The organism is Pseudomonas segetis (assembly GCF_900188155.1).
GTDB classification, from domain to species: domain Bacteria; phylum Pseudomonadota; class Gammaproteobacteria; order Pseudomonadales; family Pseudomonadaceae; genus Aquipseudomonas; species Aquipseudomonas segetis.
In genome coordinates, this window is record NZ_FZOG01000003.1 from 450798 (window position 1) to 471386 (window position 20589).

General features: G+C 57.8%; 21 protein-coding genes and 1 other RNA gene. 15 read left to right on the forward strand and 7 right to left on the reverse strand.

Going from position 1 to position 20589, the window contains the following annotated elements; genetic code table 11:
- Positions 1-277: 277 nt before the first annotated feature.
- The 4 genes from trxA to CHB79_RS13310 all read left to right on the forward strand — a co-directional run bounded on the left by trxA (position 278) and on the right by CHB79_RS13310 (position 4843).
- Positions 278-604: a thioredoxin TrxA gene (trxA, locus tag CHB79_RS13295; RefSeq protein WP_010489350.1), complete on the forward strand. Its 327-nt coding sequence runs from the start codon at positions 278-280 to the stop codon at positions 602-604.
- A 233-nt stretch (positions 605-837) separates the two neighbouring features.
- Positions 838-2097 (forward strand): transcription termination factor Rho, encoded by a 1260-nt coding sequence (gene rho / locus CHB79_RS13300; RefSeq protein WP_089360255.1) that lies wholly within the window; start codon positions 838-840, stop codon positions 2095-2097.
- 297 nt (positions 2098-2394) lie between these two features.
- Positions 2395-3861 (forward strand): 4-hydroxy-3-polyprenylbenzoate decarboxylase, encoded by a 1467-nt coding sequence (ubiD, locus tag CHB79_RS13305; protein ID WP_089360256.1) that lies wholly within the window; start codon positions 2395-2397, stop codon positions 3859-3861.
- A gap of 13 nt (positions 3862-3874) precedes the next feature.
- The gene (locus CHB79_RS13310) at positions 3875-4843 is read left to right on the forward strand and encodes a CDP-6-deoxy-delta-3,4-glucoseen reductase (protein ID WP_089360373.1); all 969 of its coding nucleotides are present in this window, start codon (positions 3875-3877) and stop codon (positions 4841-4843) included.
- A gap of 66 nt (positions 4844-4909) precedes the next feature.
- On the opposite strand, the gene CHB79_RS13315 is transcribed toward CHB79_RS13310, so the two are convergent.
- Positions 4910-5887, reverse strand: coding sequence for an NADPH:quinone oxidoreductase family protein (locus CHB79_RS13315; protein WP_089360257.1), 978 nt, complete (start codon positions 5885-5887; stop codon positions 4910-4912).
- A gap of 158 nt (positions 5888-6045) precedes the next feature.
- Between CHB79_RS13315 and CHB79_RS13320 the strand changes: the two genes are divergently transcribed.
- Positions 6046-6459, forward strand: coding sequence for a flagellar basal body-associated FliL family protein (locus CHB79_RS13320; protein WP_089360258.1), 414 nt, complete (start codon positions 6046-6048; stop codon positions 6457-6459).
- Positions 6460-6481: 22 nt separating this feature from the next.
- On the opposite strand, the gene CHB79_RS13325 is transcribed toward CHB79_RS13320, so the two are convergent.
- On the reverse strand, positions 6482-8317 hold the full coding sequence (locus CHB79_RS13325) for a sensor domain-containing diguanylate cyclase (RefSeq protein WP_089360259.1): 1836 nt from the start codon (positions 8315-8317) through the stop codon (positions 6482-6484).
- An 89-nt stretch (positions 8318-8406) separates the two neighbouring features.
- Positions 8407-8871 (reverse strand): EVE domain-containing protein, encoded by a 465-nt coding sequence (locus CHB79_RS13330; RefSeq protein WP_089360260.1) that lies wholly within the window; start codon positions 8869-8871, stop codon positions 8407-8409.
- A gap of 236 nt (positions 8872-9107) precedes the next feature.
- Between CHB79_RS13330 and CHB79_RS22310 the strand changes: the two genes are divergently transcribed.
- Positions 9108-9239 (forward strand): hypothetical protein, encoded by a 132-nt coding sequence (locus CHB79_RS22310; RefSeq protein WP_274377991.1) that lies wholly within the window; start codon positions 9108-9110, stop codon positions 9237-9239.
- A 55-nt stretch (positions 9240-9294) separates the two neighbouring features.
- On the opposite strand, the gene CHB79_RS13335 is transcribed toward CHB79_RS22310, so the two are convergent.
- From CHB79_RS13335 to CHB79_RS13350, 4 genes are all read right to left on the reverse strand, one after another.
- A complete protein-coding gene (locus tag CHB79_RS13335; protein ID WP_089360374.1) occupies positions 9295-9891 on the reverse strand; it encodes a 5-formyltetrahydrofolate cyclo-ligase in 597 nt (198 codons plus the stop codon).
- Positions 9892-9946: 55 nt separating this feature from the next.
- A non-coding RNA gene (ssrS, locus tag CHB79_RS13340) (6S RNA) lies at positions 9947-10125 on the reverse strand.
- A gap of 31 nt (positions 10126-10156) precedes the next feature.
- Positions 10157-10471 carry a cell division protein ZapA gene (locus CHB79_RS13345; RefSeq protein WP_089360261.1) on the reverse strand — a complete coding sequence of 105 codons (315 nt, stop codon included), beginning with the start codon at positions 10469-10471 and terminating at the stop codon, positions 10157-10159.
- On the reverse strand, positions 10468-10677 hold the full coding sequence (locus CHB79_RS13350) for a TIGR02449 family protein (protein ID WP_010489360.1): 210 nt from the start codon (positions 10675-10677) through the stop codon (positions 10468-10470). The genes CHB79_RS13345 and CHB79_RS13350 overlap by 4 nt, the downstream gene beginning before the upstream one ends.
- Positions 10678-10962: 285 nt before the next feature.
- On the opposite strand from CHB79_RS13350, the gene CHB79_RS13360 reads away from it, so the two are divergent.
- The 9 genes from CHB79_RS13360 (at position 10963) to gcvH (ending at position 20422) form a co-directional block, all read left to right on the forward strand.
- Positions 10963-11517, forward strand: a complete 555-nt coding sequence (locus tag CHB79_RS13360; protein ID WP_089360262.1) for a YecA/YgfB family protein — start codon at positions 10963-10965, stop codon at positions 11515-11517.
- Between the two features lie 21 nt (positions 11518-11538).
- The gene (gene pepP / locus CHB79_RS13365) at positions 11539-12870 is read left to right on the forward strand and encodes a Xaa-Pro aminopeptidase (RefSeq protein WP_089360263.1); all 1332 of its coding nucleotides are present in this window, start codon (positions 11539-11541) and stop codon (positions 12868-12870) included.
- On the forward strand, positions 12863-14062 hold the full coding sequence (ubiH, locus tag CHB79_RS13370) for a 2-octaprenyl-6-methoxyphenyl hydroxylase (protein WP_089360264.1): 1200 nt from the start codon (positions 12863-12865) through the stop codon (positions 14060-14062). Before pepP ends, ubiH begins: the two co-directional genes overlap by 8 nt.
- Positions 14059-14547, forward strand: coding sequence for a DUF4442 domain-containing protein (locus CHB79_RS13375; protein ID WP_089360265.1), 489 nt, complete (start codon positions 14059-14061; stop codon positions 14545-14547). Before ubiH ends, CHB79_RS13375 begins: the two co-directional genes overlap by 4 nt.
- Positions 14548-14556: 9 nt before the next feature.
- Positions 14557-15777 carry a 2-octaprenyl-3-methyl-6-methoxy-1,4-benzoquinol hydroxylase gene (locus CHB79_RS13380; RefSeq protein WP_176443186.1) on the forward strand — a complete coding sequence of 407 codons (1221 nt, stop codon included), beginning with the start codon at positions 14557-14559 and terminating at the stop codon, positions 15775-15777.
- A 137-nt stretch (positions 15778-15914) separates the two neighbouring features.
- On the forward strand, positions 15915-16916 hold the full coding sequence (locus CHB79_RS13385) for an extracellular solute-binding protein (protein ID WP_089360267.1): 1002 nt from the start codon (positions 15915-15917) through the stop codon (positions 16914-16916).
- A gap of 76 nt (positions 16917-16992) precedes the next feature.
- Positions 16993-18609 (forward strand): ABC transporter permease, encoded by a 1617-nt coding sequence (locus CHB79_RS13390; RefSeq protein ID WP_089360268.1) that lies wholly within the window; start codon positions 16993-16995, stop codon positions 18607-18609.
- Positions 18610-18813: 204 nt separating this feature from the next.
- Complete coding sequence (gene gcvT, locus CHB79_RS13395) at positions 18814-19896, forward strand: glycine cleavage system aminomethyltransferase GcvT (RefSeq protein WP_089360269.1); 1083 nt, start codon at positions 18814-18816, stop codon at positions 19894-19896.
- Positions 19897-20038: 142 nt separating this feature from the next.
- On the forward strand, positions 20039-20422 hold the full coding sequence (gcvH, locus tag CHB79_RS13400; protein ID WP_089360375.1) for a glycine cleavage system protein GcvH: 384 nt from the start codon (positions 20039-20041) through the stop codon (positions 20420-20422).
- The last annotated feature ends 167 nt before the right edge of the window (positions 20423-20589 follow it).

Consider the following 20589-nt stretch of genomic DNA (forward strand, 5'->3'; position numbering starts at 1 on the left):
GTATTTTTGCAGTTCAATAAGGGGCTTGAGCCCAAGCAGGCAGAGGCCGGCCGAAGGCCTTCGGTTGCATCTGAATAAATCTTTACAAGTCGCGCAAGCGCCTTGGCACCAGGCAGTGTTTTTTTACGCTGGCAGTGCCGCAGCCAGGCTTTGCAGCCGGTACGATACGGAAATTGTATTGAGTTATTGAAAAACGCAATTGTGCTTTTCTGGCTGTGACCGCAAAGCCGCGCTATGATGTCTGCCAATTTTGTTGCTTCCGAACACGGAGATTTCCATGAGCGAATTCATCACCAACGTCAGCGACGCAAGCTTTGACCAGGAAGTTATCCAGGCCGAAGGCGCTATTCTGGTCGATTACTGGGCTGAATGGTGTGGCCCGTGCAAAATGATTGCGCCGGTTCTTGACGAGATTGCCCAGACTTACCAGGGCAAGCTGAAAGTCTGCAAACTGAACATCGACGAAAACCAGGAAACCCCGCCAAAGTATGGTGTTCGTGGTATCCCAACGCTGATGCTGTTCAAGAACGGCAATGTTGAGGCGACCAAGGTCGGCGCACTGTCGAAGTCGCAACTGACCGCATTCCTAGACAGCAATATCTAAGCTGTTTTGCGAGCAAGCCCCGAAATATCGGGGCTTTTTTGTGTTTTAAGGCTAGACGTGCGCGTTTGCACGATGTTACATTCGGCCTCGCTGTATTTCCTATACAGCCCCCTGCATAGCCGTCGCCGACGCATTCCTTTTTGAATCACTTCGCGATCCAGTCGCCTTCAGTGCGGCGCGGCCTCCCAAGCTAATAGCTTATTTTCCCTCCTCACAATGATTACGTCATTCCTATGAATCTGACCGAACTCAAGCAAAAGCCGATCACTGAACTGCTCGAAATGGCCGAACAGATGGGCATAGACAACATGGCCCGCTCGCGCAAGCAGGACGTGATTTTCTCGCTACTGAAACGACATTCCAAAGGCGGCGAAGAAATTTCCGGTGATGGCGTGCTGGAGATTCTCCAGGACGGTTTCGGCTTTCTCCGCTCTGCTGATGCCTCGTATCTCGCTGGCCCAGACGATATCTATGTCTCGCCAAGCCAGATTCGCCGCTTCAACTTGCGCACTGGCGATACCATCGTCGGTAAAATCCGCCCGCCCAAAGAAGGCGAGCGCTACTTCGCACTGCTCAAGGTCGATACGATCAACTACGATCGCCCAGAGAACGCGAAGAACAAAATTCTGTTCGAAAACCTGACGCCGCTGTTTCCCAACAAGCGCCTGGTCATGGAAGCCGGTAACGGTTCCACCGAGGACATCACCGGTCGCGTTATCGACTTGTGCGCCCCTATTGGCAAGGGCCAGCGTGGCCTGATCGTCGCACCGCCAAAAGCGGGCAAGACCATCATGCTGCAGAACATTGCCAGCAACATCACGCGTAACAACCCCGAGTGCCACCTGATCGTCCTGCTGATCGACGAGCGCCCGGAAGAAGTGACTGAAATGCAGCGCACGGTGCGCGGCGAAGTGGTTGCTTCGACCTTCGATGAGCCGCCAACCCGCCACGTGCAGGTTGCTGAAATGGTGATCGAGAAGGCCAAGCGTCTGGTTGAGCACAAGAAAGACGTGGTCATCCTGCTCGACTCCATCACTCGCCTGGCGCGTGCCTACAACACCGTAATTCCAAGCTCTGGCAAGGTATTGACCGGTGGTGTCGATGCCCATGCCCTGGAGAAGCCCAAGCGCTTCTTCGGCGCTGCGCGTAACATCGAAGAAGGCGGCTCGCTGACCATCCTCGCCACCGCGCTGGTTGAAACCGGTTCGAAGATGGATGAAGTGATTTACGAAGAATTCAAAGGTACCGGCAACATGGAGCTGCCTTTGGATCGCCGTATCGCTGAAAAGCGCGTTTTCCCTGCGATCAATATCAACCGCTCCGGCACCCGCCGTGAAGAGTTGCTGACCGCCGAAGACGAGCTGCAGCGCATCTGGATTCTGCGTAAGTTGCTGCACCCGATGGATGAGATTGCCGCCATTGAATTCTTGATCGACAAGCTTAAAGCGACCAAGACCAATGACGAGTTCTTCATGTCCATGAAGCGTAAGTGATTGGTTTGCGGCCGTGTGTGCTGCGGTGATGCTGCGTTAGCAATTACCTCGGCCGCTCGTACACTGCGCGGCCTCGGTAATTTCTGCCTTGCCTGACCTTTGCGTACGCAGTCGCGGTTTGCGGTGAGTCGTACTTAGATCAAGTGACTTATTGCGTTCCAAGATTTCACAAAAGCCGGGTAATCAGTACTGATCCCGGCTTTTGTGTTTGTGTGAATTGGCTTTTGGCCTTCTGAATAACCCAGCGGGGCGTTAAACTTTGCGCTTCGACGGCTCTGCCTGACACGAGGCTCCTGCATGCAGTATCGCGACTTGCGCGACTTTATCAGCGGCTTGGAAAAGCGCGGCGAACTCAAGCGTATCCAGGCTCCGGTTTCCCCGGTGCTGGAAATGACTGAAATTTGTGACCGTACCCTGCGCAAGGCCGGGCCTGCGTTGTTGTTCGAGAACCCGACCGGGTTCGATATGCCGGTGCTCGGCAACCTGTTTGGTACGCCACAGCGCGTCGCCCTGGGCATGGGGGCCGAGGCCGTCAGCGAGCTGCGTGAAATTGGCAAGCTGCTCGCGTTCCTCAAGGAGCCGGAGCCACCCAAGGGCCTGAAAGATGCCTGGGACAAGCTGCCGATCTACCGCAAGGTACTGTCGATGGCGCCCAAGGTGCTCAAGGATGCGCCGTGCCAGGAAGTGATCGAGGAAGGCGATGACGTCGACTTGAGCAAGCTGCCGGTGCAGACCTGCTGGCCAGGCGATGTTGGCCCGCTGATCACCTGGGGCCTGACCATTACCAAGGGGCCGAATAAAGAGCGCCAGAACCTGGGCATCTACCGCCAGCAAGTCATTGGCCGCAACAAGGTCATTATGCGTTGGCTCAGCCATCGCGGTGGTGCCCTGGATTTTCGCGAGTGGTGCCAGAAATACCCGGATCGTCCCTATCCGGTAGCAGTTGCCTTGGGGGCTGACCCCGCGACCATTCTTGGCGCCGTGACACCGGTTCCGGACAGTTTGTCCGAATACGCCTTTGCCGGCTTGTTGCGCGGTAACAAGACCGAGCTGGTCAAGGCCCGTGGCAGCGATCTGCAGGTGCCGGCCAGTGCTGAAATCGTGCTTGAAGGGGTGATCCATCCCGGCGAGATGGCCGATGAAGGCCCCTATGGCGATCACACCGGTTATTACAACGAGGTCGATCGTTTCCCGGTGTTTACGGTGGAGCGCATCACCCGGCGGCAAAAGCCGATCTATCACAGCACCTATACCGGTCGACCACCTGATGAGCCGGCGATCCTGGGCGTGGCGCTCAATGAAGTATTTGTGCCTATCCTGCAAAAGCAGTTTCCGGAAATCACCGATTTCTACCTGCCGCCCGAAGGCTGTTCCTACCGCATGGCGGTGGTGACCATGAAAAAGCAGTATCCGGGCCATGCCAAGCGCGTAATGCTGGGTGTCTGGTCGTTTTTGCGCCAGTTCATGTACACCAAGTTCGTTATCGTCACCGATGATGACGTCAATGCCCGTGACTGGAACGATGTAATCTGGGCAATAACCACGCGTATGGATCCGGCACGGGATACCGTAATGATCGAGAACACACCGATCGATTACCTGGACTTCGCCTCGCCCGTTTCGGGCTTGGGGTCGAAGATGGGCCTGGATGCAACCAACAAATGGCCGGGCGAGACCACGCGCGAGTGGGGCAGGGCGATCGTCCAGGATGATGCCGTCAAGCGTAAGGTTGATGACATGTGGGCCGAGTTAGGGATTGATTGATGTGGGCCAGGTTATGAAAGTCATCTTGCAGCCCTCGGGCGCCGAGGTCGAAGTGCAGCCTGGCGAGCCTATTCTCGATGCGGCGCGTCGCCAGGGCTTTGACTGTCCGCAGAGCTGTCGCAACGGCAACTGCCACATTTGTGCGGCGTTGCTGGTTGAGGGCAGGGTTAGCCAGAATGGCAGCGAGATCGATCACGGTGAATTATTCACCTGCCTTGCCGAACCCTTGGAGGACTGCGTCCTGCATTGGGATGGGGTGCTGGCGCCAGGCGAGCTGCCGGTGCGCGAGTTTTCTTGCCAGATTGTGAGCTGTACAGCGGTGGGTGGCGATGTTTATCGCTTGTGCCTGCGTGCGCCGGCGGGCAAGTTGCCCCGTTATCACGCCGGCCAGTACTTGCTGTTGCAGCGCGCAGAGGACGACTACACGGCATTCTCCCTGGCTTCCGCGCCACATGCCGGGCGCGGCCTTGAACTGCACATCCTGGCCCGTGACGATGACACCCAGGCGCTGATCAAGCGCTTGCAACAGCAGGGATTCGTCCGCGTGCAATTGCCGTTTGGCGACACCCACCTGGCCGAGTTGCCTGATGGGCCCTTGGTATTGATCGCCGCAGGCACAGGCATGGCGCAGATGCACAGTTTGATCGAGCATTGTCGCCAGGCGGGCTTTAAATACCCCGTGCATTTGTACTGGGGCGCACGCAACCCGGATGATTTCTATGATTTACCGCACTGGGCCGACTGGCAAAAGCTGGAAAACCTGACCCTGCATAAGGTTGTCAGTGATCAGTGTGGTTGGCAGGGCCGCTGTGGTTTGCTGCATGAGGCGGTCAGTGAGGATTTCAGTGATCTTAAACCGCTGCACGTCTATGCCAGCGGCTCGCCGCCAATGGTCTATGGCACGCTCGATGCCTTGGTTGATGCAGGCATGGATGCACACCAGATGCGTGCCGACGTCTTCGCCTATGCGCCGCGTGATTAGCTGAGCCGCATTCTTGGCCCGATAAGCCGTGCAGCCTTCACCCGAGGATGAAGGCTGCAGCGTTGCCTAGCGAACCTGAACCACGACCTTCCCAACAGCCTTGCGCTGACCGAGCAGGTTGATCGCATCGGCGGCTTTTTCCAGGGGGAAGGTTTCAGAAACCAGCGGCTTGAGTTTGCCTTCGGTGTGCCAGGCGAAGAGTTGCTGGAAGTTGGCCAGGTTGTCTTGTGGCTGGCGCTGGGCGAATGAACCCCAGAACACGCCGACTACCGCCGCGCCTTTGAGCAGCATCAGGTTTACCGCTACTTCAGGAATGCGTCCGCTGGCAAAGCCAACCACCAGCAAGCGACCATTCCAGGCAATGCTGCGCACCGCCAAGTCAAACAGGTCACCGCCGACTGGATCGTAGATGACGTCGGCTCCCTGGCCGCCGGTCAGGCGTTTGACTTCTTCCTTGAGATTACTTTCGCTGTAATTGATCAGTTCATCGGCGCCCGCGGCTTTAGCCACTTCGAGTTTTTCCGCGCTGCTGGCTGCCGCAATCACCTTGGCGCCCATGGCCTTGCCGATTTCAACGGCCGCCAGGCCCACACCGCCCGATGCACCGAGAACCAGCAGGGTTTCCCCTGGTTGCAGGTTGGCGCGCTGCTTGAGGGCGTGCATCGAGGTTCCGTAGGTCATGCCGAAGGCGGCTGCACTTGGAAAGTCCATGGACTTGGGGACGGGCATCACATTGTAGCTGGGCACTGCCACTTGTTCGGCAAAGCTGCCCCAGCCGGTAAGCGCCATGACCCGGTCTCCGACTTTCAGGTGGCTGACCTTTTCGCCAACAGAACTGACCACGCCGGCTGCTTCGCCGCCCGGAGAAAACGGGAAGGGCGGCTTGAACTGATACTTGCCTTCGATGATGAGCGTATCCGGGAAGTTGACGCCCGCGCAGTGAACGTCAATGATCACCTCGTTCTTTTTCGCTTCGGGGTTGGTGGTTTCTTCCACAACCAGCGTCTCGGCCGGGCCAAAGGCTTTGCATAGCACTGCTTTCATCGGGCGCATCCTTATTCAAGTTATGAGCCGCAGTGTAGAGCGCCGATAAGGCTGGTCAACAAGCATGGTTGCTTGTAATGGTGCAGCATAAGCATTGTGCTTGGGGGCTGGCGTCGTAGTCGCTATGCTTGGCACAACCCTTACGGAGACTGAGTCCTGTGAAAGTCATACTCGCATTACTGATTGCCCTGATCCTGCCGTTGCATGCCGTGGCCGAAGAAGCTGAAGCCGAAGGCGAGGCCGTGGCGCCTGCCGTTGCCTACATCAGCCTTACGCCGGCGTTGGTGGGCAACTTCGGTTCCGGGCCCAAGCTGAAGTTCTACAAGGCGGATGTGTCGCTGCGGGTGGCCGGGCCCGAGGCCGAAGCCAAGGTGGCACATCATGAACCCTTGATTCGCAATCAACTGGTGATGCTGTTTTCCCAGCAAACCGAGCAGGACTTGAGTGCGCCAGATGCAAAAGAGAAATTGCGCGAAGAGGCGCTCAAGCAGGTCCAGCAAGTGCTGACTCAGGAGGAAGGCGAGCCCTTGGTTGAGGATTTGCTGTTCAATAACCTGATCTTGCAGCAGTAGCCGCGCCAATGCCCGTGCCTGTTCAGTCAGCTGTGCTGGCGATACAGGTGCGGTTGCGTCCATCTCGCTTGGCCTGGTACAGCGCCTTGTCACTGCGCTCGATAAGACTGTCCGGCAGGTCTTCGTCATCAGCGCTGATACTGGCAATGCCAATGCTCAGGGTCAGCCGGCCGAAGGGGCTGCGCAAGTGCTTGATGCGGGCCTCATCCAGTTTCTGGTGAAGTTGGGCGGCAATGTGGCTGGCGCCTTCGGCATTGGTGTTGGCCAGGATAATCGCGAACTCTTCGCCGCCATAGCGACAGGCTGAATCCCCTTCACGTTGCAGGCAGTCTTGCATGATCTCGGCAACCTTGCGCAAGGCGTCATCTCCTGCCAGGTGGCCGCGCTGATCGTTATAGGCCTTGAAGTAGTCGATATCGAGCATCATCAAGGTCAGCGGCGCGCCCGTGCGTTGCAGGCGTCGCCACTCACTCGCCAGTTGGCTGTCAAAGTAGCGCCGGTTGAACAGGCCGGTTAAGCCATCCTGCTGCGACAGGGTTTGCAGCTGTGCTTCAAATTTCAGGCGCTCACTGTTGTCGCGCGACACGCAGATCAGGTATTCGTGGTCATTGATCACCACCAGTTGTGCGCTGATTTCAGCCGGTTGAGTGCTGCCATCGCGCCTGAGCAATTGGTGCTGTGACACATTCCCGCCCAGGGATTTACGCACCTCTCCGAGCCAGTTCTCATAGCCGGGCAGCAGGCTGTCGGGGTTATCTTTGAATAACTGGCTGAACAGCTGCGCGTCATAGCCAAGCGAGCGATAGGTCGCATGGTTCATGTAAAGGATTTCGCGGCTATGCGGATTAACAATAAACAAGCCGTCGGTGCTGGAGTCGGTCAGGTCGATGACCAGCTGCAAGCGTTCGCGACTCTCGATAAGCACGTTCTCGATGTGTTCGCGCTGCGATATTTCCCGGTTGAGACGGCGGTTGATGCGTTGCAAGTCGGTAGCGCGCTGATGGCTTTGCAGTACCAGTGCCAAGGCGGCAACCAGCAAGGTGCTGATGATCAGGCTGGCGCTGAGGACAAAGGTCGGCAATGGCGAGCGCAGTTCATCCAGCAGTTTCTGGCTGGGTTTCAGGATGATAGAGAAATTTCGGTTATTGAGCAGGTGCAGGGCAATGACCTGTTCAAAGCCAGCCTCTGTGCTGGGTTGTTCGCGGCTGTAGATGGGCTTGCCGTTTTCCATCAGGTAGGCGCTGAAATAATCGCGATCCACTTCTGATAGCAACTGGTCCATGAGCTGTTCGACCTTGAATACGCCCTGGATAAAGCCATCGAACACTCGCTGGCCTTGCCCGTTTTTTATATAAAGCGGGGTGTACAAGACAAAGCCGCGCCCACCCTGAACCAGGGCGAAGCTGTTTGAGAACTGGGCTGTGCCGGTATCCCGGGCGCGTAATGCAAGCGGGTAATTGGGGTGATCGGGCTTGAGGACGAAGTCGAGCGCCGCTTCGTTGCCGGTAGTGGGCACCAGCCAGCGCATGTGCAGGTCCGGGCCGAGCCACTGAATCGATTGGTAGGCCTTGAAGTGGTCCAGGCAAAACTGGCTTTCAAGCAGCCATTCATCTTGCGGGATACGCCCACGGTGGTTCCAGAGTTGTGCGATGCGATGCAGGTCATCAACCTGGTCATGCAGGCTGCTTTGCAACCGTCTTGCGAGATCCCTGGCCTGAAAGTCGACGCGCTCGGCGATGGATTTTTGCTGATCCTTAACCATCTGCTGCCAAACGGTCAGGCTGGCAAAATAAAGGCCACTTAAGAGCACTGCCAGTGCAAATCGAGCAATCCATGTCTGTGGCAGGCGTTGCGCCATATGGCTGAGTCCGTTGTATTGATAGTGGGTCGTCTTGTTATTGGGCTTGAGCAGCGAGTCGCACCACAGTCTACAAGTCGGGCGCGTCCCTAGTTTTTGGTGGCTGGGCGCATTTGCATGATTGTTTGCCAGTGAGCATCCGACACCGGCATGACGGAAAGGCGGCTACCTTTTTGCACAAGCGGCAACTCCAGTAGGCCGTGCTGTGCCTTGAGGTCGGCGAGGCTGATAACCTGCTTGAAGGCTTCTACGAATTCGATGTCGACGGCGCTCCATGGATTCTTCTCGGCAGTGGCTTTTGCATCAAAGTAATGGCTTTTATCATCAAGTGCGGTTGGGTCGGGGTAAGCCTCGCGGTTGATGCGAGCGATGCCTGCAATGCCGGGTTGTGGGCAACTTGAGTGGTAGAAAAAGAATAGATCCCCGGTTTTCATGCTGCGCATAAAGTTGCGTGCTTGATAATTACGCACCCCATCCCAGCGCGCAACCGTTAAGCGCTGCAGGTCATGAATTGAGAATTCGTCCGGTTCTGATTTCATCAGCCAATTGGGCATGAACTTTGCTCCATCAATTTAGTCCTTAACTCTTTAAGGATACCTGCACAGCGGTAAATTGCAGGGGCTCGGGTTGTAAGACGCCCAACAGTTGACCGTTGGGCACTTGCAATTGCCGAGCGCTAAGCACAAGCCCACAATGCCAGCGCTTTTGTGGGTTTGGTAGTTGCTGGATCTATAAAAAAAATGCCGCCGGTAACACCGTGCGCAGATTGCCTCAAAGGGGGAGGCATTCAATGAGACGTAAACCAGATTTATTGTGGGTGTTGGTGATTCTGTTCAGTTTGGGCGTGGTTACAACCGGTTATACACAGAGCCTGTGGGATCGTCAGGCTGATACTGCAGTGAGTGAGTCGCAGCAGTCATAGTTGAAAGGCGCTGCAGGACGCAGCGCAACTCAATGGAAGATTTTAGTGTCGCTGTTCAGTACCACTTCCGATCCGTTACAGTCGCGTTAAGCGGCACATCCCAGCTGGCCACGGCCAGTCTTTTGACCTGTTGGCATTCATGGGCGAGACCGAGAAGTGTCGGTTTGTGACAATTCTTGCGCCTTGCCCGGTAAGCCAGGCTGCGATCATAGAAGCCGCCACCCATGCCGAGGCGTCCGCCTTCGCTATCAAAGCCGACCAGCGGCAGCAGGATCAAATCGAGTGCCCAGACTTTGCGTTGCAGTGCTGGATTGGCGCTTGGCTCGGGTATTCCGAAACGATTGGCTCGCAATTTATCTGTCGGGTGAATGCGCTGAAACACCATTTTGGTGCGCGGCCAGGCATTGAGCACCGGCAGGTAAGTGGCTTTGCCGCGTCTCTGGGCGGCGCGCAGCAACAGTTGCGGATCTATCTCGCCGTCATTTGGCAGATACAGGGCGATGTGCCTGGCGCGACGGAAGACCGGATGCTGCGCCAGTTGCCTATACAGGTTGCGTGCCGCGCGGCGTTGCTCGCAAGGCGAGAGCTGGCGCCGCGCCTGACGTAATGTCCGGCGTAACTGGGCGCGACTGAGGAGGGCTGGATCGAGCATCGCGAACATCTGCAAGATCGCGTGCTGCCAAGGCAGGCAACACGCATGAATTGAGTGACTCCCCGACATGCCGCTGTCGGTGTAGCCCTTGAACCCGAAAGTTCAAGGTGGAGGTTGAAGGAGGCGTTAAGGCTTTCCGTCGAGCGGACATGCACACCGGCCCCAGCTTGCAACCCCCGGGGTTGTGCGTATCGGCTCAGGGACATGACCAACTGGCGCACACTTCAGGGAGCGGGGGCCAGTATACCTGAAAGCAGCGCTTTGATCAGCCCGGCTGACCACCGACATCATCGGCCAGTGCATTATCGACCCTTTGCAGCAGGTCTCGTACCTGTTCGCGGGTTGATGAAGTCTGCTGATCCAGGTCGTTCTGCTTGTGCAGCAACTCGTGGGTGATATTCAGTGCCGCCATCACCGCCACGCGGTCGGCGCCGATGACTTTGCCGCTACTGCGGATCTCACGCATTTTGGCGTCCAGATAGCGCGCGGCGCCCTCTAAGTTGGCGCGTTCGTTCTGCGGGCAGTTGATGCAATATTCTTTATCGAGGATCTGAACGTTTACGGTATTCGACTGTGTCATGAGTCCTGCTCCAGGGCTTTAAGGCGCGAAATCATTGATTCGACCTTGTGCCGGGCCAATTCGTTCTTTTCAATCAGATGAGCGCGCTCCCCGCGCCATGCTTGCTCGTGTGCAATCAGTATTTTGTTCTGGGCCTTGAGCTGCTCGACACGCTGGACAAGTAGCTCCAGTTTACTCGTCAGGGCTTGCAAATCGGCGTCTTCCATGGGGTCTCGCTAGGGCAGGGATTGATATATGACTAGAGCATTTCGTCACTTAGGATATAGGCGTGATGCGCTTCGGGGTCAAACTGCATGTGCCAATATACGACGCGGTGGTCATCCTGCAGACCTTGGTCGGCAGTTGCAATATCCTTCAGGCTGCCAGCTTGAGACTGCCGATCAGCAATTTGGTTGCCTACTGGCGTAGCGTCGATGGTCTTGGCGTGCCTGCCAATGCTAGGATACCAAGCCTCTATTCTAGTGATTGCGCTGTCTGGCGCCTAGTAATCTATGCCAACTTCTAGTTCTCCCTATTCTGCATTCGCCGCCTTGCTGACCAGCAACGGTTTTTCTATTTCTCCTGCTGAACTCCACGGCTTGCTGCTGGGCCGCAGCTGTGCCGGCGCCGGTTTCGAGGTCGACAGCTGGATGGTCGATGCCGCCGAGCTGCTCGGTGCTGCGCCTGTTGATAACGTGCGCCAGGCGCTGATTGGCCTGCAGGAAATGGTCAAGGCCGAGCTGACCGGTAGCGAGGTTACCGTGGTCTTGTTGTTGCCATCCGATGATGCGCCCCTGAGCGAGCGTGCCGCTGCCCTTGGCCAGTGGTGCCAGGGCTTCCTTGGTGGTTTCGGCCTGGTTGCCGGCGACACCGCGCTCAGCACTGAAGCAATGGAAGTCTTGCAAGACCTGTCGGCAATCGCCCAGGTGCAAAACGCCTTGGAGGAATCCGAGGAGGGTGAAAGTGACTATATGGAAGTCATGGAATACCTGCGCGTGGCGCCATTGCTGTTGTTCAGCGAGTTTGCCAAACCTGAAGCGCCGGCCGAGAAGCCGTCGCTGCATTGATTTCAAGGGACCCCCTTAGCCATGATCAGCATCCCAAAGTCGGAATATGCCCGTCGGCGCAAGGCGCTGATGGCGCAGATGGAACCCAATAGCATCGCAATTCTGCCTGCTGCTCCGGTGTACATCCGTAATCGCGATGTCGAGCACATCTTCCGTCAGGACAGCGACTTCCAATACCTCTCCGGCTTTCCTGAGCCCGAGGCGGTGATTGCGCTGATCCCGGGGCGTGAGCATGGCGAGTACGTATTGTTTTGCCGTGAGCGTGATCCCGAGCGCGAGTTGTGGGACGGTTTGCGCGCAGGCCAGGAGGGCGCCATGAGCCGTTTTGGCGCAGATGACGCATTCCCTATCGGCGATATCGACGACATCCTGCCCGGCCTGATTGAAGGCCGTGAGCGGGTTTATTATTCGATGGGCACCAATCAGGAATTCGACCGTCACCTGATGGACTGGATCAATGTGATCCGTTCCAAGGCGCGCCAGGGTGCGCAGCCGCCGAATGAGTTTGTCGCGCTCAACCACCTGCTGCACGACATGCGCCTGTACAAGAGCGCCAACGAGGTCAAGGTGATGCGTGAAGCCGCCGAGATTTCGTCGCGTGCCCATGTGCAAGCCATGCGCGTGAGCCGCCCCGGTTTGTTTGAGTTTCACCTCGAGGCCGAGCTGGATTACGAGTTCCGCAAGGGCGGGGCGAAAATGCCTGCATATGGTTCGATAGTCGCAGCAGGCAAGAACGCCTGCATCCTGCATTACCATGAAAATGACGCGGTGCTGAAGGACGGCGATCTGGTACTGATCGATGCTGGCTGCGAGATCGACTGCTATGCCAGCGACATCACCCGCACATTCCCGGCCAACGGCAAGTTCTCGCCTGAGCAAAAAGCCATCTATGAGTTGGTGCTGGCCTCGCAAGAAGCTGCATTCCTCGAGATCGCCCCTGGTAAACACTGGAATCAGGCGCACGAAGCCACGGTGCAGGTGATTACCGCAGGTTTGGTGGAGCTGGGTTTGCTGGAGGGCGATGTCGAGCAACTGATCGCCAGCGAAGCCTACAAGGCGTTCTACATGCATCGCGCCGGTCATTGGCTGGGCATGGATGTACACGATGTTGGCGACTACAAGGTCGGTGGCGAATGGCGCGTGCTTGAGGTCGGCATGGCGATGACGGTCGAGCCCGGTATCTATATTGCCCCGGACAATCAGAATGTCGCGAAAAAATGGCGTGGCATTGGTGTGCGTATCGAGGATGACGTGGTCGTCACCAAGAAGGGTTGCGAAATCCTTACCACCGGCGTTCCCAAGACGGTTGCCGAGATCGAGGCACTGATGGCTGGAGCGGCCCAAGTTGCCTGAGTCAGCGCAACGCGTCGAGCTGGCAATCATTGGCGGCGGCCTGGTCGGTGCCAGCCTGGCGCTGGCGCTGCAGGGCGAGGCGAAAAAGCGCGGTTGGCGGATTTGCCTGATCGAAGCCTTCACGCCGGGCTCGGGCTATCAGCCAAGCTATGACGCGCGCTCGACTGCCTTGTCGTTTGGCTCGCAGCAAATCTATCAGCGCCTGGGCATCTGGCCGCAGATCGCCAAGCATGCCGAGCCCATCAAGCAGATCCATGTCTCTGACCGCGGGCGCTTTGCCGCTGCCCGCCTGAGTGCAGCCGATGAGGGCGTGCCCGCTCTGGGGTATGTGGTCGAGAACGCCTGGATTGGCGAGTGCCTGTGGCAGGCGCTGGACCAGTCGGTCGTGAGCTGGCGCAGCCCTGCACAAGTCACTCGTCTTGACGCGCTGGGCGATGGTTATCGGCTTACCCTGCATGATGGTACTGAGCTCGACTGCGACCTGGCCATTCTTGCCGAGGGTGGTCGTTCTGGCTTGCGCGAGCAGTTGGGCATCAACGTCAAGCAAACACCTTATGACCAGAGCGCCTTGATCGCTAACGTCAGCACCCGTGAGGCCCATGCTGGCCAGGCTTTCGAACGTTTCACCGACGATGGGCCTATGGCCATGTTACCGCTGGCGGGCAACCGCAGCGCCCTGGTCTGGACGCGTTCGACCGCAGATGCAGAGCGTTTGCTGGGCGTGCCTGATGCCGCGTTTATCGAACAGTTGCAACTGGCATTCGGTTATCGTCTCGGGGCCATCAGCCAAATCGGCGAGCGACACCTGTATCCACTGGCACTGGTCGAGGCGCAGGAGCAAATTCGCCCGCACCTTGTGGTGCTGGGCAACGCCGCGCACAGCCTGCACCCCATTGCCGGGCAGGGCTACAATCTTTCATTGCGTGACACCATTGCCCTGGCAGACTGCCTGCTGGACAGTGCTGCGCCGCTCGGTGACTTCGCCACATTGCAGGGTTATCTGCGCAGCCAGCAACTTGATCAACAGCTGACCGTGGGCTTTTCCGACCAGGTCACGCGCCTGTTCAGCTCTGGCGAGCCATTGCGCGTTGCCGGGCGTAACCTCGGGTTGCTTGGGCTTGACCTGTTGCCACCTGCCAAACGCTGGTTTGCACGTCAGGCCATGGGCTTGGGTACGCGATCGCAACCATGAGCCACAACCCGAAAAAAACGGCGCGCAAGGCGCGTTTGCTGCGTTGGGCAATGAATCTGTACCCGCCGTATTTGGGCGCGGGTATTCGTGTGCGACATATCAGCGCGGACTTTCAGCGTGTCCAGGTAAAAATGGGCCTGGGCTGGTATAACCGTAACTACGTCGGCACCCAATTCGGCGGCAGCCTGTATTCGATGACGGATCCATTTTTCATGCTGATGTTGATGGAGAACCTCAGCCGTGACTACATCGTCTGGGACAAAGCTGCGAACATAGATTTTATTGCGCCAGGCAAAGGCCCGGTGTTTGCCGAGTTCAGCATTGATGACGCCCTGCTCGATACCATTCGTGCACGCACTGCCAAGGGTGAGAAATACTTGCCCGAGTTGCAGGTTGAAGTGCGCGATGGCGCGGGTACCCTGGTCGCCAAGGTGCACAAAACCCTGTACGTGCGGTTAAAGCCGCGCGCCAGGCAGGCCGCTTAAGGAATGAATATGCACGCGGATATGATCATTGTCGGCGCGGGAATGGTTGGCAGTACGCTGGCGCTGGCCATGCAATCGAGCGGGCTGGAGATTCTGGTTATCGACGGCGGCCCGATGCGCCTGGAACCATTCGATGCTGGCGCGCCATTCGAGGCGCGGGTCAGTGCCTTGTCCATGGCCAGCCAGCGGGTGCTTGAACGACTCAATGCGTGGTCGGGAATTGCTGCCCGCCGCAGCAGCCCATACCGCGACATGCATGTCTGGGACGGTGCCGGTACAGGCAATATTCATTTCAGCGCTGCCAGCATGCACGCCGAAACACTGGGACATATTGTCGAGAACCGCGTTGTGCAAGACGCGCTGCTTGAACAGCTGCATGAAAGCACTATCGGCCTGTTGGCCAACGCCCGGCTGGAACAACTGCGTCGCTCTGGTCGTGAGTGGTTGCTGACCCTTGAAGATGGTCGCGAACTGCGTGCGCCGCTGCTGATCGCGGCCGATGGTGCCAACTCGGCGGTACGTCGTTTGGTGGGGACCGCAACCCGTGAGTGGGATTATCTACACCACGCCATCGTCACCAGTGTGCATACTGAGAAACCCAACAAGGCTACCGCCTGGCAGCGTTTTACCGATGACGGCCCGCTGGCATTCCTGCCCCTGGCCAGTGATAAGCCTGACGAGCATTGGTCGTCGATTGTCTGGTCGACAGTGCCGAGCGAAGTTGAACGCTTGATGGCCCTTGATGACTCGCAATTCTGCGTGGAGCTTGGCAAGGCCTTCGAGCAGCGCCTGGGCAAGGTGCTGCACAGTGATCGCCGGGTCGCCATTCCGCTGCGCCAGCGCCATGCCAAGCGCTACATTGAACAGGGGCTGGCCTTGATCGGTGATGCGGCGCACAGCATTCATCCACTGGCCGGACAGGGCGTCAACCTTGGCTTCCTTGATGCCGCTGTGTTGGCGGAGGTCTTGCTGCATGCCCTTGAGCGGGGCGAGTCGCCGGCCGATGAACGTGTGCTGAGCCGCTATGAGCGTCGGCGCATGCCGCACAACCTGGCGATGATGGCAGCGATGGAGGGCTTCGAGCGCTTGTTCCAGGCCGATCCCCTGCCGGTACGCTGGCTGCGTAACGCCGGGCTCAACTGGGTGGATGACATGCCCGAAGCCAAAGCGCTGTTCGTGCGCCAGGCGTTGGGCTTGAGTGGCGAGCTGCCACCGCTTGCCAAGCCTTGATGCCCGTGGCCTGAAGCTCGGCGCCTGGGGCTGTGTAATCCGCCGTAACATCTGCGGACAGTCGTTTGTTGAGATGCCAAATGCTATTCAATATCATTTGCGCCTTAACTTATCGACTATAACAAGAGGCAACGCCCATGCAGCCAAGCAAGCGATTACTCGCCGCGTTTACCCTGACAGCCCTTGCCGGTGGCGCCCAAGCCGCTGATGAAGTGGTGGTTTACTCTTCGCGGATCGACGAGCTGATCAAGCCTGTATTTGATGCATACACCGCCAAAACCGGCGTGCCAATCAAGTTCATCACTGACAAGGAAGCACCCCTGATTGCGCGGCTCAAGGCCGAGGGCGCCAACACCCCGGCGGATATGCTGATCACCGTGGATGCTGGCAACCTTTGGCAGGCCGAACAGGCGGGTGTGCTGCAACCCTTCAAGTCGGCAACCATCGATGCCAACATTCCGTCTCAATACCGTTCCAGCACCGACAGTTGGACCGGTTTGTCGCTGCGTGCGCGGACCATCTTCTATTCAACCGAGCGGGTAAAACCGAGTGAGTTGTCGACCTACGAAGCGCTGGCCGACAAAAACTGGGAAGGGCGCCTGTGCCTGCGTACCAGCAAGAAGGTGTACAACCAGTCTCTGACGGCCACGCTGATCGAAACCCATGGCGAGGCGAAGACCGAAGAAATCATCAAGGGTTGGGTGAATAACCTGGCCACCGATGTATTTGCTGACGACACTGCGCTGTTGCAAGCAATCGATGCCGGCCAGTGCGATGTCGGCATCACCAACACCTACTATTACGGTCGCCTGCACAAGGCCAACCCGGATCTAAAGGTCAAGCCGTTCTGGCCTAACCAGCAAGACCGTGGCGTGCACGTCAACCTGGCGGGCGCTGGTATCACCAAGAATGCACCCCATGCAGAGGCTGCCAAGAAGCTGCTGGAGTGGATGACCACTGAAGAAGCCCAGGCGTTGTTCGCGGGCCTGAACCAGGAGTTCCCGGCTAATCCGAAAGTCCCGGCATCTGAAGAGGTCCAGGCATGGGGCACCTTCAAGGCCGATGCTATCCCGGTTGAGGTCGCCGGTAAGCGCCAGGCTCAGGCCATCATGTTGATGGATCGCGCGGGCTGGAACTAAGCACTGCGTTAGCTCGCCGATAGAACACGCCCCGGCATCGTCCGGGGCGTTGCTGTTTTTGCTTTGAGGATAGTGCGTGGCCCATCTTGCCCAGCGTCGCTGGTACCCCATCGTCTTTGTGGTCGCCTTGTTGGTGCTGTTGCCCTTGACGGTGATGCTCTTCAGTTGGCATGAGGTTGACCGCGAAATCTGGTCGCACCTGTGGCAAACGCAAATGCCCCGGCTGATTGGCAATACAGTGATTCTGGTTGCAGGCGTGAGTGTAGGCGTGACCCTGCTCGGCGTGAGCCTGGCATGGCTGACCAGCCTCTGTGAGTTTCCGGGCAGGCGCTGGCTGGATTGGGCGCTGATGCTGCCGTTTGCGATTCCAGCTTATGTGCTGGCCTTTGTATTTGTCGGGTTGCTGGATTTTTCCGGGCCGGTTCAGACGCTGTTGCGTGAGTGGTTTGGTGCGGGTGTGCGTTTCCCGAGCGTACGCTCGACCGCTGGTGTGATCAGCGTTCTGGTGCTGGTGTTCTATCCCTACGTCTACCTGCTCGCGCGCAATGCCTTTCTTGCCCAGGGTAAAGGCCTGATGGAAGCGGCGCGGGTGCTCGGGCATAACCCGTGGCAGGCATTCTGGCGCGTGGCATTGCCGATGGCGCGCCCGGCAATCGGTGCTGGTCTGGCCCTGGCCATCATGGAGACGCTGGCCGATTTTGGCGCCGTCTCGGTGTTTAATTTCGACACCTTCACCACTGCCATCTACAAGACCTGGTACGGTTTCTATAGCCTGAGCAGCGCCACCCAGTTGGCCAGCCTGCTGTTGCTGGTGGTGATGCTGGTGCTTTATGGCGAACGGCGTGCGCGCGGTGCGGTGCGCCCAGCCAACGAGCGTCCACGCGGCAAAGCGCTTTACCAGCTCAGGGGTTTCAAAGCGCTGGCTGCCAGTGGTTGGTGCCTGTTGGTCTTCGCTTGCGCCTTTGTGATTCCGATGCTGCAACTGCTGGTCTGGTTCTGGCAGCGCGGCCGTTTCGACCTGGATGAACGCTACACTGCGTTGATCCTGCATACCTTGTACCTGGGTTGTTTGGCTGCGGTGCTGACGGTCAGCATCGCCTTGCTGCTGGCCTTTGCCCGGCGTATGACACCGACCCGGCTGATGCGCTCCACCGTCAGCCTGGCCAACACGGGCTATGCCTTGCCCGGCTCAATGTTGGCAGTAGCGATCATGCTGGCGTTCAGCTATCTCGATAACCAGTTGGTGATCCCGCTTTCAACGTTGCTTGGAGGCGCAGGCAAACCGCTGCTGCTTGGCAGCCTGGCAGCGCTGCTGTTGGCTTACCTGATCCGCTTTATGGCCGTTGCCTACGGCCCGTTGGAAAACAGCCTGGCGCGGATCCGGCCTTCATTGCCTGAAGCGTCGCGCAGCCTGGGCGTGGGTGGTGTCAGGTTGTTTTTCCGTGTTTACCTACCTTTATTATTGCCCGGGGCGTTATCTGCAGCATTGTTGGTATTTGTTGATGTACTCAAGGAAATGCCCGCTACCCTGTTAATGCGTCCGTTCGGCTGGGACACCCTGGCGGTACGGATTTTTGAAATGACCAGTGAGGGTGAATGGGCCCGCGCGGCATTACCGGCGCTGACGTTGGTGGCGGTGGGTTTGCTGCCGGTGATCGGCCTGATTCGTCGTTCGGCACAGACTCGCGGCTGAGACCAAGGCGCTTGCAGCCGTTTGCTCGCCTTGGTGTACATCCAAGATGACCCGCCCGCACCTTGTAGATACAATGCACGCCATTCGCTGTAGCCAACCTCATTAGAATGGGTGTTTGCTGGCTGGCGCAAGGCCTGCTCGACCAGGCCGTTGTACAGGCGCAAACAGTGTTGCAGTTTTGCCAAAGCCCGGAAGGAGAACCCCATGGGGCAGCGCACACCTCTTTATGACCTGCACCTTGCCTTGGGTGCCAAGATGGTCGATTTCGGCGGTTGGGACATGCCGCTGCATTATGGTTCGCAAGTCGAAGAGCATCACGAAGTCCGCCGCGACTGTGGCGTGTTTGATGTCTCCCACATGACCGTGGTCGATATCCACGGTGATCAGGCAAAACAGTATCTGCAGCATCTGCTTGCCAACGATGTTGAACGCCTGCAAGAACTGGGCAAGGCGCTGTACAGCAGCATGCTCAACACCGAAGGCGGCGTGGTTGATGACCTGATGGTCTATCTGACCGATTTTGGCTACCGGGTGGTGGTCAATGCCGCGACGCGGGACAAGGACCTGGCCTGGATGAACCAGCAGGCCGAGGGTTTTGCTGTGCAGTTGCATGAGCGTAGCGACCTGGCGATGTTTGCTATCCAGGGGCCCCATGCGCGGGAAAAAACCTGTGAGCAGGTCAGCCAGGCCTGTGCCGCGCTGATCAATCAACTGCTACCTTTCCAGGGATTGCCCGAAGGTGACTGGTTTATCGCGCGTTCGGGTTACACCGGCGAAGATGGCTTGGAAATCATGCTGCCGAGCGATCAGGCCGTGGCCTTTTTCAATGACCTGGTCGGCGCCGGGATTTCACCCATTGGCCTGGGCGCACGTGACACCTTGCGCTTGGAAGCGGGGATGAACCTGTACGGCCAGGACATGGACGAAAGCGTAACGCCCCTGGCCTCGAACCTGGCCTGGAGTGTTGCCTGGGAGCCAGCCAATCGGGATTTTGTCGGGCGCAAAGCCTTGCAGCAGCAGTTGCAGCGCGGTATTTCGACAAAGCTGGTTGGCCTGGTGTTGGAGGAGCGCGGCGTGTTGCGTGCCCACCAAGTGGTGCGTGTTGACGGTGTAGGCGAGGGTGAAATCACCAGCGGAAGTTTTTCACCGACCCTCAACAAGTCGATTGCCCTGGCACGCTTGCCTGTTGCAACCTGCGAGCGGGCTGAAGTCGAAATTCGCGGTAAATGGTATCCCGTTCGAGTGGTTAAGCCAGCCTTCGTTCGTCATGGCAAGGCGCTGATTTAATCCGGCTTATTGGCGGTTCTGAAAAACAATTACAGAACTGTTTTGTATGACCAACGGTTTGGTTGAAAACTGTCGAAGTTGCCAAGCCCTGCTAAATTTTCATGACGGCGCGGTCGCCGTCATGCCATATGAGGAATCCGACATGAGCAATATCCCCGCCGATCTGCGTTACGCCTCCAGCCACGAATGGGCTCGCTTGGACGCTGATGGAAACGTAACAGTGGGCATTTCCGACCACGCTCAAGAAGCGCTGGGCGATGTGGTTTTCATTGAGCTGCCTGAAGTCGGCAAGACCTTGGCCGCGGGCCAGGAAGCGGGTGTGGTTGAGTCGGTAAAAGCAGCATCGGATATCTACGCCCCTATCGGCGGCGAAGTGATCGCGGTCAATGACTCGCTGGCTGACAGCCCGGAGAACGTCAACACCGATCCTTACGGCAGCTGGTTTTTCAAGCTCAAGCCGAGTGCCGCAGACGAACTCGACAAACTGCTCGATGCGGATGCGTACAAAGCCTCTGCTGACGCTTAAAACGCTGCAAAGTCCAGGCTCGCTGCGAGCCGGGACTGCTGCCGGGTAGCTTTGACATGACCTGATCAACGCGGGTTTGAAAACCTTCGTGCAGATAGTTGAGAGTTTTCTAAGCTAATAAGGCCTCGTATTGCAGCGCATGAATGCCCGGTTGGGTGTTTCAAGCG

What these genes read in the sequence shown, in the direction of transcription:
- CHB79_RS13350 (WP_010489360.1), bottom strand. Translation starts at nt 10,677, where the DNA reads ATGGAAGACGCCGATTTGCAAGCCCTGACGAGTAAACTGGAGCTACTT.
- CHB79_RS13310 (WP_089360373.1), top strand. Translation starts at nt 3,875, where the DNA reads ATGAAAGTCATCTTGCAGCCCTCGGGCGCCGAGGTCGAAGTGCAGCCT.
- CHB79_RS13325 (WP_089360259.1), bottom strand. Translation starts at nt 8,317, where the DNA reads ATGGCGCAACGCCTGCCACAGACATGGATTGCTCGATTTGCACTGGCA.
- CHB79_RS13335 (WP_089360374.1), bottom strand. Translation starts at nt 9,891, where the DNA reads ATGCTCGATCCAGCCCTCCTCAGTCGCGCCCAGTTACGCCGGACATTA.
- gcvH (WP_089360375.1), top strand. Translation starts at nt 20,039, where the DNA reads ATGAGCAATATCCCCGCCGATCTGCGTTACGCCTCCAGCCACGAATGG.
- CHB79_RS13315 (WP_089360257.1), bottom strand. Translation starts at nt 5,887, where the DNA reads ATGAAAGCAGTGCTATGCAAAGCCTTTGGCCCGGCCGAGACGCTGGTT.
- CHB79_RS13360 (WP_089360262.1), top strand. Translation starts at nt 10,963, where the DNA reads ATGCCAACTTCTAGTTCTCCCTATTCTGCATTCGCCGCCTTGCTGACC.
- ubiD (WP_089360256.1), top strand. Translation starts at nt 2,395, where the DNA reads ATGCAGTATCGCGACTTGCGCGACTTTATCAGCGGCTTGGAAAAGCGC.
- CHB79_RS13330 (WP_089360260.1), bottom strand. Translation starts at nt 8,871, where the DNA reads ATGCCCAATTGGCTGATGAAATCAGAACCGGACGAATTCTCAATTCAT.
- rho (WP_089360255.1), top strand. Translation starts at nt 838, where the DNA reads ATGAATCTGACCGAACTCAAGCAAAAGCCGATCACTGAACTGCTCGAA.
- CHB79_RS13345 (WP_089360261.1), bottom strand. Translation starts at nt 10,471, where the DNA reads ATGACACAGTCGAATACCGTAAACGTTCAGATCCTCGATAAAGAATAT.
- trxA (WP_010489350.1), top strand. Translation starts at nt 278, where the DNA reads ATGAGCGAATTCATCACCAACGTCAGCGACGCAAGCTTTGACCAGGAA.
- CHB79_RS13375 (WP_089360265.1), top strand. Translation starts at nt 14,059, where the DNA reads ATGAGCCACAACCCGAAAAAAACGGCGCGCAAGGCGCGTTTGCTGCGT.
- CHB79_RS13380 (WP_176443186.1), top strand. Translation starts at nt 14,557, where the DNA reads ATGCACGCGGATATGATCATTGTCGGCGCGGGAATGGTTGGCAGTACG.
- pepP (WP_089360263.1), top strand. Translation starts at nt 11,539, where the DNA reads ATGATCAGCATCCCAAAGTCGGAATATGCCCGTCGGCGCAAGGCGCTG.
- gcvT (WP_089360269.1), top strand. Translation starts at nt 18,814, where the DNA reads ATGGGGCAGCGCACACCTCTTTATGACCTGCACCTTGCCTTGGGTGCC.
- CHB79_RS13385 (WP_089360267.1), top strand. Translation starts at nt 15,915, where the DNA reads ATGCAGCCAAGCAAGCGATTACTCGCCGCGTTTACCCTGACAGCCCTT.
- CHB79_RS22310 (WP_274377991.1), top strand. Translation starts at nt 9,108, where the DNA reads ATGAGACGTAAACCAGATTTATTGTGGGTGTTGGTGATTCTGTTCAGT.